The organism is Streptomyces sp. NPDC090083, from assembly GCF_044747445.1.
Taxonomy (GTDB): Bacteria; Actinomycetota; Actinomycetes; order Streptomycetales; family Streptomycetaceae; genus Streptomyces.
Genome location: NZ_JBIVED010000001.1, coordinates 152,022 through 164,616 on the forward strand (window position 1 = coordinate 152,022; position 12,595 = coordinate 164,616).

Genomic DNA, 12,595 nt, shown 5'->3' on the forward strand with positions numbered 1-12,595 from the left:
CGCCGCTCGGCTGGGAGATGAGGTCCTGGACGAAGGTCACCAGGTTGTTGATGACCAGCCGGATCTCGTTGAAGAAGTAGAGGAAGAGCGGGTTGGAGTTGCGGTTGGCGCCGATCGAGTCGTTGAGGTCGTTGAACCAGCGGTGCAGTCCGGTGAGATCGGCCGCGGCCAGGGTCAGCGTCTGCTTCCCGCGCAGCACGGCGAACAGCACCAGCCATACGACGACGATCGCGGCCACCATCATCGGCCGGCTCACCGTGCGCCGTACGCCCTTCACCTCCGGTGCGGTGTCCGCGACCTGCTGTGCGGGCTCCGGTTTCTCCACGGCGACGGTCATCACGCGTCGCCTTCCCGCCCGGCGACGACCGCGAGGATCTCCTCGTCGCCGACGATGCCGAGCAGCTTGCCGTTCTCGACGACCTTGACGGGCCGGTCCGCCGCCAGGACCGCGCGTGTGGCCTCGCGCACGACGACGTCCGGCCCCAACTCCGGCCCGTCGAGGGCGTCTTCGTCCACGGCGGGCCGCATGATCCAGCGCAGGGTGAGGACGTCGCCGCGCGGCACGTCCTTCACGAACTCGCGTACGTAGTCGTCGGCGGGGGCGCCGACCAGCTCGTCGCCGGTCCCGCACTGCACCATCCTGCCGTCGCGCATGATGAGGATGCGGTCGCCCAGCTTGAGGGCCTCGGAGAGGTCGTGGGTGATGAACACCATGGTCTTGCCGACCTCGTGGTGCAGCCGGATGACCTCGTTCTGCATGTCCCGGCGGATCAGCGGGTCGAGCGCGGAGAACGGTTCGTCGAAGAGGAGGACGTCCGGGTCACCGGCCAACGCCCGTGCCAGACCGACGCGTTGCTGCATTCCGCCGGAGAGCTGGTCGGGGTAGGAGTTCTCGTAGCCGGACAGTCCGACCAACTCGACGACTTCCAGGGCCCGTCTGCCGCGCTCGGCCTTGCTCATGCCGCGGATCTCCAGGCCGAACGACACGTTGTCGACGACCCGGCGGTGCGGCAGCAGCCCGAAGTGCTGGAAGACCATGGAGAACTTGTGCCGCCGCAACTCGCGCAGCCGCTTCGCGTCCGCGTCCCGGATGTCCTCGCCCTCGAAGACGATCGCACCGGCGGTGGGTTCGATCAGCCGGGTCAGACATCGCACGAGAGTGGACTTCCCCGAGCCGGACAGGCCCATGACGACGAAGACCTCGCCGGGCGAGACCTCGAAGCTCACATCGCGTACGGCGGCGGTGCAGCCGGTGCGGTCCATCAGCTCACGGCGGGTGAGCCCGCACAGTTCCTCGGAGCCGGGTACCTGTTCCGCCTTCGGCCCGAACACCTTCCACAGCTCGCGCACGGATATGACCGGGGTGGGGCCCGAGTCCTGGGGCGTGCCGCGCCGCTGCGGCACCTCGGTCTGTGCTGGGGTCACGATCGACCTCTTTTCGGCGTTCAGCCGCGGAACCAGTGCTGCGGCCTGGGTTGGATGTTCTGCCAGATGTGCTTGGGCTCTCGGTACTCGTCCAGGCCGGTCGGTCCCAGCTCCCGGCCCACGCCCGAGTGTCCGAAGCCACCCCATTCCGCCTGCGGCACATAGGGGTGGTAGTCGTTGATCCACACGGTGCCGTGCCGCAGCCGCCGGGCGACCCGCTGGGCCCTGCCCGCGTCCTGGGTCCAGACGGCGCCGGCGAGCCCGTACTCGGTGTCGTTGGCGATGCGTACCGCGTCGTCCTCGCCGGTGAAGCGCTCGACGGTCAGCACGGGTCCGAAGGACTCCTCGTGCACCACGCGCATGTCCTGCGTGCACCCGTCGAGGACGGTCGGCGGGTAGAAGTACCCGTCGGCGAGGGCGGGTTCGTCCGGCCGTCGGCCACCGCAGCGCAGCACGGCACCCTCGGCGACGCCCGCCGCGACGTACGCCTCGACCTTCTCCAGGTGCCGGGCGGAGATCAGCGCCCCGGTCTCGGCCTCGGGGTCGAAGGGTCCGCCGAGCCTGATCCGCCGTGCGCGCCGCACCACTTCGTCCACGAACCGGTCGTGCAGCGCGTCCTCGACGATCAACCGGGCGCCGGCGGAACAGACTTGGCCCGAGTGCAGGAATACGGCCGTGAGCGCGAAGTCCACGGCCGTCTCGAAGTCGGCGTCGGCGAACACCACGTTGGGGTTCTTGCCGCCGAGCTCCAGCGCCACCTTCTTCACGGTCGCGGCGGCGGTGGCCATGATGTGCTTGCCGGTGCCGAGGCCGCCGGTGAAGGAGACCATGTCGACGTCGGGATGCTCGGAGAGCGGCGCCCCCGCCTCGGGCCCGGCGCCGAGCACGAGATTGGCGGCCCCGGCGGGCAGCCCGGCCTCCTCCAGCGCGCGCATCAGCAGGATGGACGTGGAGGGGGTCAGCTCACTCGGCTTGAGGACGACGGTGTTGCCCGCGAGGAGCGCCGGAGCCACCTTCCAACTGGCCTGCAGCAGTGGGTAGTTCCAGGGCGTGATCAGTCCGCAGACCCCGACGGGCTCGTAGACGACGCGGCTCACGGCGTCGTCGCGCCCGGTGTCGATGACGCGTCCGGCGTCGGTGCCCCCGATCCCGCCGTAGTAGCGGAAGCAGGAGACGACGTCGGCGATGTCGTACTCGCTCTCCACCAGCCGCTTGCCGGTGTCCAGGGACTCGGCGCGGGCGAACTCCTTGGCGTCACGCTCGATGAGGTCGGCGGTGCGCGACAGCAGGGCTCCGCGCTCCCGTTCGGAGGTGCGCGGCCAGGGCCCTTCGTCGAAGGCGCGGCGGGCCGCACCGATCGCGGCCTCGGTGTCGGGACGCGTTCCCTCGGACACGGTCGCGGTGAGCGTACCGTCCGCGGGACAGCGGATGTCACGGTGCCCGCCGGCCGACGCGTCGCGCCATTCTCCGTCCACATACAGGTCTGCCACGTGTGGAGCCCTTCGAGCGAATTCCGTTGCGCATCGTGCACCGAATTGCTTGTGGTGGAACACCCTGGCGAATGTGCAGACATACGTCAAGGGGTTGGCGGATGACGATTTCACCATGCGGCCCGTTGCCCGGCCGCCTCTTGACCGAGAGCGGCGCAGAGCTCAACCATGTTGCGTATCGCTCACCTTGTTGTGCAATACGCACCGACGGAGGCCGCTCATGTCCCCTCGACCGCACCCTGGCCGCGAATTCGTCCTCACCCTCTCGTGTCCGGACAGCGCCGGGCTGGTCCACGCCGTGAGCGGCTTTCTCGTCCGGAACTCCGGCAACATCCTCGAAAGCCAGCAATTCGACGACCGGCTCAAGGGCCGCTTCTTCATGAGGGTCCACTTCGACGTTTCCGATCCGCACGCCGACCTGAAAACACTGCGTTACCGGTTCGGCCCGGTCGCCGAGGCGCACCGCATCTCCTGGACCCTCCGGGACGCCTCCACCCCCACCCGGACCCTGATCATGGTGTCCAGGTTCGGCCACTGCCTGAACGACCTGCTGTTCCGCCGGCGCACGGGAGCCCTCAACATCGAGATCCCGGCGATCGTCTCCAACCACCGGGACTTCGAGGGCCTGGCGACGACGTACGGCATTCCCTTCCACCACATCCCCGTCACGAGGGACACGAAGGCGGACGCGGAGGCCCGACTCCTCGATCTGGTGCGGGAGTTGGACGTCGACCTGGTCGTGCTGGCCCGCTACATGCAGATCCTCTCCGACGACCTCTGCAAGCAGTTGGAGGGCCGCGCCATCAACATCCACCACTCCTTCCTCCCCAGTTTCAAGGGCGCCCGCCCCTATCAGCAGGCGTACGACCGAGGCGTGAAGCTCGTGGGCGCCACCGCGCACTACGTCACGCCGGAACTGGACGAGGGCCAGATCATCGACCAGGACGTGGTCCGGGTCGACCACTCGCTCGACCCGGACGAACTGGTCACGGTCGGGCGGGACGTGGAGGCGCAGGTGCTGGCGCACGCGGTGAAGTGGCACAGCGAGAGCCGGGTGATGGTGGACGGGAACCGTACGGTCGTGTTCCGGTGAGGGTGGGCCGTATACGGCTTCGGGGAGCGGGACTTGACACGCCGGACGGCACGGTCAGGCCGTCAGACAGGACTTTGCGGACACCCCCTAGGCCCCTTCAGGGTCGTCGGGGCTCCGGGGGCGGAGCGCCCAGGGCGGCGTCCCGGTGCCGGTAGTACACGGCGTCCGACGCGGCCAGCGGCTCCTTCCCGAGGATCAGGTCCGCCGCCTTCTCCGCGATCATCATCACCGGCGCGTAGATGTTCCCGTTGGTCACGTACGGCATCACCGACGCGTCGACCACCCGCAGCCCCTCCACCCCGTGCACCCGCATGCTCCCGGGGTCGACGACCGCCATCTCGTCGGTCCCCATCTTGCAGGTGCAGGAGGGATGCAGCGCCGTCTCGCCCTCCTTGGCCACCCACGCGAGGATCTCCTCGTCGCTCTCCACGGACGGCCCGGGCGAGATCTCCCCGTCGTTGTACGGAGCGAGCGCGGGCTGATTCAGCAGGTCGCGCGCGACCCGGACGGACTCGACCCACTCACGTCGATCCTGCTCCGTGGACAGGTAGTTGAAGCGCAGCGCGGGATGCTCCAGCGGGTCCTTGCTCCTGATCTTCACCGATCCGATCGCATCGGAGTACATCGGCCCGACGTGCACCTGGTACCCGTGGCCACCCGCGGGCGACGACCCGTCGTAGCGGACCGCGATCGGCAGGAAGTGGAACATCAGGTTGGGGTAGTCGACGTCCTCGTTGCTGCGGGCGAACCCGCCGGCCTCGAAGTGGTTCGTCGCGGCGGGCCCCTTCCGGAAGAGCCACTGGAGCCCGATGAAGGGGGCGCGCCACTTCGCCATGTACGGCTGCATGGAGACGGGTTGCTTGCAGGCGTACTGGATGTACACCTCCAGATGGTCCTGCATGTTCTCGCCGACGCCCGGCAGATCGTGGACGACGTCGACGCCGAGCGCGCTCAGCTCCTTCGCGTTGCCGATGCCCGAAAGCTGAAGCAACTGGGGCGAGTTGATCGCCCCGCCGGACAGGATGACCTCACGGGCGCGCACTTGCCGCACCGTGCCGCGGTGGCGGTACTCGACACCGACGGCCTTCTTGCCCTCGAAGAGGACGCGGGTGACCATCGCGCGGGTGGTGACGGTGAGGTTGGGCCGCTTGCGCACGGGCTTCAGGTAGGCCTTGGCGGCGGACAGCCGGCGCCCCCGGCTGACGTTGCGGTCGAAGGGCGCGAACCCTTCCTGCCGGTAGCCGTTGACGTCGGCGGTGCGCGGATACCCGGCCTCCTGCACGGCGTCGAGGAACGCGCCGAACAACGGGTTGGTGGCGGGCCCGCGTTCGAGGACGAGCGGCCCGTCGTGACCGCGGAACTCGTCGTCGGGATCGGCCGCGAGGCAGTTCTCCATCCGCCGGAAGTACGGCAGGCAGTGCGCGTAGTCCCAGTTCTCCATGCCGGCGTCGGCGGCCCAGCGCTCGTAGTCCATGGGGTTGCCGCGCTGGAAGATCATGCCGTTGATGCTGCTGGAACCGCCGAGGACCTTGCCGCGGGCGTGGTAGACGCGCCGGCCTCCCATGTGGGGCTCGGGTTCCGACTCGTACTTCCAGTCGTAGAACCGGCTGCCGATGGGATAGGTCAGCGCGGCCGGCATGTGGATGAAGACGTCCCACGGGTAGTCGGGCCGGCCGGCCTCCAGGACGAGCACCTGGTGGGCCGGGTCCGCGGAGAGCCGGTTCGCCAGTGCGCAGCCGGCGGATCCACCGCCGACGATGACGAAGTCGTATTGCAGGGGAGCCATGATCTCTCGTCTCGCTCGCGCCGTAGATACGCGAGGCATGCTAATACGAGTAGCGCTATACGCACTAGGTTGCGTGCCACGCAACCTGCGAGGTCAGGTTTCCGCTCTGTTTCCCGGCCCGAGGCGCTCCGGCACCTCCGTCTCCCCGCCTCTCCGCCCGTTGTCGGTGCCGGCTGCGACACTCACCCCATGATTGCGAAGTTGCCGCTGAACAGTCCGCGCTGGCGTGACCTCGAAGGTGTGTCGGCCGAGGAGGTGCGGCTGCTCCTGGCGCACATGTCCTCAACGGCCCACGCTGGCACCGACGTCGGGTGGAAGCAGACCTGGGAGGCCATGACGGAGGACCTGCTGGCCGACGGAACCGTCTCCGACAGCGCCTACGCCGCGCTGCCCCATCTCGTCGAGGCGGCAGCGGCGTTGCCACCGGAGGAGTCCGTGGACTTCTGGGTGGACCTGGGCTACATCGTGACCGCGGAGGACAGGCCCGCCGTGCCGGCCGATCTGGACGCGGGGTTCGGCGGCGCGCTCCGGCTGGCCGAGCGGGCGGCCCTGCGGAGCCTCCTCACCGTCGGCGCGCCCGCGAGGGTGTGCGGCCAACTCGCCCTGAGCTGCGTCGCCTTCGCCGGTCACCACATCGGTGCGGCGCTGTGGGATGTCGAACCCGGCGAGAGCTACCTTCAGTTGGTGTGTCCCGGGTGCGAGCACGACACCGAGATCCTCACGTTCTTCGTGGACCCGGTGCATCCGACGTTCGCAGCACCGGAGTTGACCGATCTGGAGCACCTCGTCCGTGAGGGACGGCATCCCTGGGGCGAGGTCGCCGACGCGCTGCGGGCCGACGCGCTGGGTGAGGAATGGGAACCCTTCCTGCGCGTGGCACAGGATGTCGCGGCGGCGGGCGTGCCCGCCGGGACACCGGGTCCCGCCGTCCTCTGCCTGGTCGCCGGACTGGTCGCGGCCAAGGGCACCCCGCACTGGGCCGGAACCGAACGGGCCCGCCAACTGGCCCTGCTCACCGGCCATTTCCGCTGCTGGAACTGCGAACAGAGCTGGACCGTCGCCGACGGCCTGGTGGAGGGCCCGGAGGGCGCCCGTCCGCATACGGCCGGGGCACCGGCTGAAGCGGCGGAGGCACCGGCCGGTCCACGGCAGGACGGGAACGCGCTCGATACGGCCGACGGCGCGCCCTGGGGTCGCAGGACCGCGTTCGCCGAAGCCGTGCCGGGTGCGTCCGGCGGCGTCGACGCGCTGGCGGTGGTGTCCGTGCCCGGTGGGGCGACCCTCATAGCCGGTGCCGGGGACGGGGGCGGGGTGTGTCTGTGGGACGCGGCCGACGGCCGGCTCGTCCACGGCCCGCTGCCGGGGCATGCCGACCGGGTTCGCGCGTTGACGGCTCTGCCGCTCGGCGATGACCGCGTCCTGCTCGCGAGCGGAGGCGACAGCGGGTCGATCGGCCTGTGGGACGCCGTCACCGGACGGCCCGTGCTCGAACCCGCGGCCAACTGGCTCGGCGAGGTGACCGGGATGTGCCGCGTGTCCCTGGCCGACGGGCGCACCCGCCTCGTCACCGCCACCTCCCGGGGCGCGGTCCGGCTCAGAGACCCGGCCACGGGCGAGTCCGTCGGGCGCCTCAACCCCTCCGGGCGTCCGATCGGTTCGATCACCGCGGTCCCGGTCTCCGGCGGCGGCACACTGGTCGCGGCCGTGGACACCCAGGGCGGTGTGCACCTGTGGGATCCGGCCGTCGACGACCCCTGGGACGCGGGCGCGGCCGTGCAGTTGAAGGACCGCGCGCTCAGCGACGCCGGACACCGGGTGGCGGCTGTCGTGGCGGTTCCCACCGTCGACGGGACCCTGCTGGCCACCAGCGACGCCCGCGGCGCGGTCATGGTCTGGGACCCTGCCACCGGAACGCCGGTGGGCGAGGGACTGCCGCCCTCGACGGGCACCGCCGGTCCTCCGGTCATGGCCGCCACCATGCTGCACGACGGCCGCACCGTCCTGCTCAGCGGCAGCCGGCACGGACATGGCCTGCGGGTGTGGGAGGCGACGACCGGCACCGTGCGGCAGACGCTGCTGGACGTGGCCGTCACCTGCCTGGCCTTCGCGGGTCCCGATGTGGTCGTGGGGCACGACAGCGGAGTCTTCACAATGCCGTTCCCGAGCGGGTGAGGCATGCCGTGCCGGAGCGGGTGAGGCGTCCCGTTCCCGCCCGCATCCCGTCCACGGGCTGGCGTACTTCCGGTGCGGTGAGTACGCGTACTCATGCCCCCGGCCGCCCCGTCGCGTGACGATACGGAACGTCCACACTCCGGGCCCCACCAGCAGATCAGAGAGTCAGCACCACGTGCTCAGCACCTTCGCCCGTACCGTCGTCCCCCTTCTCGGCCGCCTGACCGTGACCACCGCCGGGACGGCCCGCGCCATCGCCCCCGGCAGCATCGTCGCGCCCAACCACACTGCCCTCGCCGACCCCGGACTCGTCCTGGCCGCGCTGCACCGGCTGGGTGTCGAGCCGGTCGTCCTCGCCACCGCGGGACTGTGGAAGGTCCCCGTCCTCGGCCCCCGTCTCACCCGCGAGGGCCACATCCCGGTGCACCGGGGCAGCCGTAGCGCGGCGGCGGCGCTGGATCTGGCGGCGGAGGCGCTCGCCGCCGGGCGGATCGTGGTGATCTACCCCGAGGGCGGACTCCCCCGCCGCCGGGACTCCGCGGACCACGGACCCGGCACCTTCCGTACGGGTCTGGCCCGGCTCGCACTCGCCACCGGCGCGCCCGTCGTCCCGCTCGGACACGCCGGTGCCCGCCGGATCGTCTCCGGCGGTCGGATCAAGCAGATCGCCGGCGTCGTCACCGCACCGCTGCGCCGCCCCGACCTCCATGTCCACGTCGGCGAACCCGTACACCTCACCGGCGACATCGACGAGGCAACCACCCAGGCACGTAAGGCAGTTGAGGCCGCTTGGCAGGAGGCGGTCGGCCAACTGCCGTCCTCGCGCGACGCGTCATCCCCTGTGCGGTAGGGCAGCGCCGAGGCGACGGTGAGGCGACAGCGTCGGGCGCGGCAGCGGGCGGCGCATCGACGGGGGGCGTCGGTGACCTCTCGTCCGTCGAGGGGTCGCGCACCGCGCCCTACCAGGCAAAAGAGCCTGATCAGAGTCCTCGCCGTAAACACGTTGTAGCGCACTACGCGTATAGTTTCGCTGTGAGCAACTACAGTCCAGATACTGAAACGTCAGGTTCGCAGTCCGGCGGAGTGCAGTCCGTGGACCGTGCCATCAGCGTGCTGGAGATCCTGGCCCAGCGCGGCGAGGCCGGTGTCAGTGAGGTGGCCGGCGAGATCGACGTGCACAAGTCGACCGCGTTCCGACTGCTCGGGGCGCTGGAGGCACGCGGTCTGGTGGAGCAGGCGGGCGAACGCGGGAAGTACCGGCTCGGCTTCGGGATCGTGCGGCTCGCGGGCGCGGTCACCGGCCGTATCGACATCACGCAGCAGGGCCGCCCGGTCTGCGAGCGGCTCGCCGAGGAGATCGGCGAGACCGTCAACATCGCCGTCATGCAGGAGCAGTACGCGATCAACCTGTACGAGGTACGCGGCCCCGGCGCCGTCACCGCGCACAACTGGGTGGGCGAACTCACCCCGTTGCACGCCACCTCCAGCGGCAAGGTCCTGCTGGCCCACCTGCCCGCCAAGGAGCGCGCCGCGCTGCTGACGGAGGCCGGCCTGAAGAAGGTCACCCCGCGCACGCTGACCTCGAAGACCAAGCTGGAGAAGAACCTCGCCGAGGCACGGGAGCGCGGATACGCCTGGACTCTTGAGGAGCTGGAGGTCGGACTGCACGCCGTGGCCGCGCCGGTGCGCGACCGGGACGGCGCGGTCATCGCGGCCGTCAGCGCCTCGGGCCCCGCGTACCGGTTCACCGAGGAGCGGCTGCACGAGCTGGCTCCGGTGCTGGTGAAGGGGGCCGAGGAGATCAGCCACCGCATGGGGTACCTGGGCTGAACCGGAGCCTCGCTCTGGGTCCCCTAGTGGGTCCCGATGCCCAGGCGCTCGTTCACCCAGTCGTGGAACGCGCCGATGTGGTGCTCGCTGGGCACCAGCACGCCTCCCTTCGCGTACATCCGGGAGCTCATCCCGGGCTGGGTGCGCTCGCACGCCTCGAAGTCCTGGCGGTTGACCCGGTCGAAGAGTTCGACGGACCGGCTGACGTCCTTGCCGCTCTCGACGACGTGCGGGAGGTAGAGCCAGTCGCACTCCACGACCGTGCGGTCGACGGCCACCGGGTACATGCGATGGAAGATCACGTGGTCGGGCACGAGGTTGATGAACACCTGCGGCTTGACGGTGATCGCGTAGTAGCGGCGGTCCTGGTCGTCGCTCACCCCCGGGATCCGGTCCAGGCCCTCCGAGCCGTCGACGGTGAATCCGCGCACCTCCTCGCCGAACTCGGCGCCGTGGCCGACGTAGTACTGCGCGGCGTAGCCGTCGGCGAACTCCGGTAGCACCTCGGTGAGTTCGGGGTGGATGGTGGCGCAGTGGTAGCACTCCATGAAGTTCTCGATGATGAGCTTCCAGTTGGCCCGCACGTCGTAGACGATGCGCCTGCCCACCGAGAGATGGTCGATGTCGTAGTGGTCGAGGGACTCCACGTCGCCGAGCCGGGTGACCACCTCGCCGATGACGTCCTCGTCGAACGACGGCGGGTTCTCCGCCAGGTTGACCCACACGTAGCCGAGCCATTCGCGCACCGCGACACTCACGAGCCCGAACTCGGTACGGCCGACGTCGGGCATCTTCGTGAGGTTGGGCGCGGCGACGAGTTTGCCGTTCAGGTCGTACGTCCAGGCGTGGTACGGGCACTGGAAAGCGCGTTTGACCTCGCCGGACTCCTCCGTGCAGAGCTTGGCGCCGCGGTGCCGGCAGACGTTGAAGTAGGCGCGGACCGAGTGGTCGCGGGCTCGGGTGATCAGGATGCTCTCGCGGCCGACGTCGACGGTCCGGAAGGCGCCCGGTGCGGCCAGGTCGGAGGCGCGGACCGTGCAGAACCACATCGTCTCGAAGATGCGCTCCTGTTCCTGGGCGAAGATGCCGGGGTCCGTGTAGGAGGAGCCGGGCAGGGTGGCGATCAGGCTGTCCGGCAGGCTGGTCGAGGTCACAGTGCACTCCTCCGAGAACGTCGTGGGTCGGTCGGGCACACGCCGGGAAGAGCGGCTCCGGACGGCGTGGACAAGGGTCAACTCGGCTTCACGGCAAGCTGTTTGCGCCACCGCATGAACAGCCGCGGCTGGTTCATCGCGAGCACGGCGACCGGCTGTCCGGCCCTGCGGTAGACGGCGAGGAAACTGCGGTCGCCCGGGGTGCCCTCCTCGACGGTCACGCTGTCGGCACCGGCCGAGTGACCGGCGAACTGGATCCGCACGCCGTACTGGTCCGACCAGAAGTACGGCGGCCTCGGCGCCCCCGCCTCCTCCGCACCCCACGACAGCAACGCGCCCACGGCCGTGTCGGGCCGCTCCCGGGCCCCGGTCCAGTGCTCGACCCGCCGGTGCGAACCGGTCTGCGGGTCGTACCAGTTGGCGCAGTCCCCCACGGCGACCACTCCGGCGAGACCGGTCCGGCCGTCGGCGCCGCACCTGACGCCGTCGTCGAGTTCGACGCCCGAGCCCTCCAGCCACTCGACGCAGGGCCGCGCGCCGACACCGACGACGACCGTGTCGGCGGGGACCGTCCGCCCGTCCTCAAGGAGTACCGCGTCGACGCGGGCCTCCCCGCTCAGCCCTTTGACCCCGACACCGCACAACAGCCGTACGCCATGGGCCTCGTGGAGGGCGGAGACGATCCCGCCCATGGTCTCGCCGAGGGGTCCTGCGAGGGGCGTCGGAGCCGCTTCGATCACCGTCACGTCGAGTCCGAGGGCGTACGCCGTGGAGGCGACCTCGGCGCCGACGAACCCGCCGCCGATCACCACCAGCCGTCCGCCCAGGGCGAGTTCGTCCCGCAGGGCGCGGGCGTCGTCCAGGGTGCGCAGGGTGTGCACGCCGGCCAGGCCTTCCGTGCCGGGCAGGTTGCGCGCCACCGCGCCGGTCGCGACGACGACACCGTCGGCCCGCACCTCCCGCCCGTCGGCGAGGAGCACCACCCGCTCGGCTCCGTCGGCTCGGAGCCCGACGGCACGGACGCCGAGCAGCCACTCCGCGCGCAGGTCCTCGTCCTCCGTCTCCAGCACGAGGTCGGCCTCGGCGAGGGTCCCGGCGAGGAACTCCTTGGACAACGGTGGTCTGTCGTACGGGCGATGGGGTTCGTCGCCGATGACGACGAGCCGTCCGTCGTAGCCCCGTTTCCGCAGCGAGCGCGCCGCCGACAGTCCGGCCAGCGAGGCGCCCACGACGGCCACGGTCCTCACGCGGGGCCCCCGGCGAGCCGGGCGGCGACGCAGGGCGGCAGGTTCGGGGCGTCTGTGGACGGCACGACGTAGATCATGCCGTCCTGAACGAGCACCTCGTGCGTACGCACCGGGCGCTTCGCCGGCGGGGCGTCGACGGCTCCCGTCCGCAGGTCGAACTTCGAGGCGTGCAGCGGGCATTCCACCTCGCAGCCCTCCAGCCAGCCGTCCGCGAGGGAGGCGTCCTGGTGGGTGCACGTGTCGTCGATGGCGAAGACCTCGCCGTCCTCGGTGTGGAACACCGAAACCGGCGGATCGATGTCGAGCCGGTAGGCCTCGCCTCGCGGCAGATCCACGAGAAGGCACGCGGGAATCATCATGACACCTCGGTGCGTATAGCGAAACGGATTGCGGTAAGC

Annotated in this window: 10 protein-coding genes; 4 read left to right on the forward strand and 6 right to left on the reverse strand. The window is 70.4% G+C overall.

Features of this window, described 5'->3' with window-relative positions:
* Positions 1 to 336 precede the first annotated feature (336 nt).
* Complete coding sequence (locus tag ACIPTO_RS00610) at positions 337 to 1,425, reverse strand: glycine betaine/L-proline ABC transporter ATP-binding protein (protein WP_366324548.1); 1,089 nt, start codon at positions 1,423 to 1,425, stop codon at positions 337 to 339.
* Positions 1,426 to 1,445: 20 nt separating this feature from the next.
* Positions 1,446 to 2,915, reverse strand: coding sequence for an aldehyde dehydrogenase family protein (locus ACIPTO_RS00615; protein WP_401188158.1), 1,470 nt, complete (start codon positions 2,913 to 2,915; stop codon positions 1,446 to 1,448).
* A 220-nt stretch (positions 2,916 to 3,135) separates the two neighbouring features.
* Between ACIPTO_RS00615 and purU the strand changes: the two genes are divergently transcribed.
* Positions 3,136 to 4,008 carry a formyltetrahydrofolate deformylase gene (gene purU, locus ACIPTO_RS00620; protein ID WP_401188161.1) on the forward strand — a complete coding sequence of 291 codons (873 nt, stop codon included), beginning with the start codon at positions 3,136 to 3,138 and terminating at the stop codon, positions 4,006 to 4,008.
* Between the two features lie 97 nt (positions 4,009 to 4,105).
* Here the strand turns inward: purU and betA are convergent, their stop codons facing one another.
* On the reverse strand, positions 4,106 to 5,794 hold the full coding sequence (gene betA, locus ACIPTO_RS00625) for a choline dehydrogenase (RefSeq protein ID WP_401188164.1): 1,689 nt from the start codon (positions 5,792 to 5,794) through the stop codon (positions 4,106 to 4,108).
* 189 nt (positions 5,795 to 5,983) lie between these two features.
* Here betA and ACIPTO_RS00630 point away from each other — a divergent pair, with 189 nt between their 5' ends.
* The 3 genes from ACIPTO_RS00630 (at position 5,984) to ACIPTO_RS00640 (ending at position 9,796) form a co-directional block, all read left to right on the forward strand.
* On the forward strand, positions 5,984 to 7,966 hold the full coding sequence (locus tag ACIPTO_RS00630; RefSeq protein ID WP_401188167.1) for a WD40 repeat domain-containing protein: 1,983 nt from the start codon (positions 5,984 to 5,986) through the stop codon (positions 7,964 to 7,966).
* Positions 7,967 to 8,141: 175 nt separating this feature from the next.
* Complete coding sequence (locus tag ACIPTO_RS00635) at positions 8,142 to 8,816, forward strand: lysophospholipid acyltransferase family protein (RefSeq protein WP_401188170.1); 675 nt, start codon at positions 8,142 to 8,144, stop codon at positions 8,814 to 8,816.
* 233 nt (positions 8,817 to 9,049) lie between these two features.
* Positions 9,050 to 9,796, forward strand: a complete 747-nt coding sequence (locus tag ACIPTO_RS00640; RefSeq protein WP_366324661.1) for an IclR family transcriptional regulator — start codon at positions 9,050 to 9,052, stop codon at positions 9,794 to 9,796.
* Between the two features lie 23 nt (positions 9,797 to 9,819).
* On the opposite strand, the gene ACIPTO_RS00645 is transcribed toward ACIPTO_RS00640, so the two are convergent.
* The 3 genes from ACIPTO_RS00645 to ACIPTO_RS00655 all read right to left on the reverse strand — a co-directional run bounded on the left by ACIPTO_RS00645 (position 9,820) and on the right by ACIPTO_RS00655 (position 12,556).
* Entirely contained in the window at positions 9,820 to 10,950 is a 1,131-nt protein-coding gene (locus ACIPTO_RS00645) for an aromatic ring-hydroxylating dioxygenase subunit alpha (RefSeq protein WP_366324537.1), read from the reverse strand.
* Positions 10,951 to 11,027: 77 nt separating this feature from the next.
* Positions 11,028 to 12,197, reverse strand: coding sequence for an NAD(P)/FAD-dependent oxidoreductase (locus tag ACIPTO_RS00650; RefSeq protein WP_401188173.1), 1,170 nt, complete (start codon positions 12,195 to 12,197; stop codon positions 11,028 to 11,030).
* Positions 12,194 to 12,556 (reverse strand): bifunctional 3-phenylpropionate/cinnamic acid dioxygenase ferredoxin subunit, encoded by a 363-nt coding sequence (locus ACIPTO_RS00655; protein WP_366324533.1) that lies wholly within the window; start codon positions 12,554 to 12,556, stop codon positions 12,194 to 12,196. Before ACIPTO_RS00655 ends, ACIPTO_RS00650 begins: the two co-directional genes overlap by 4 nt.
* Positions 12,557 to 12,595: the final 39 nt, after the last annotated feature.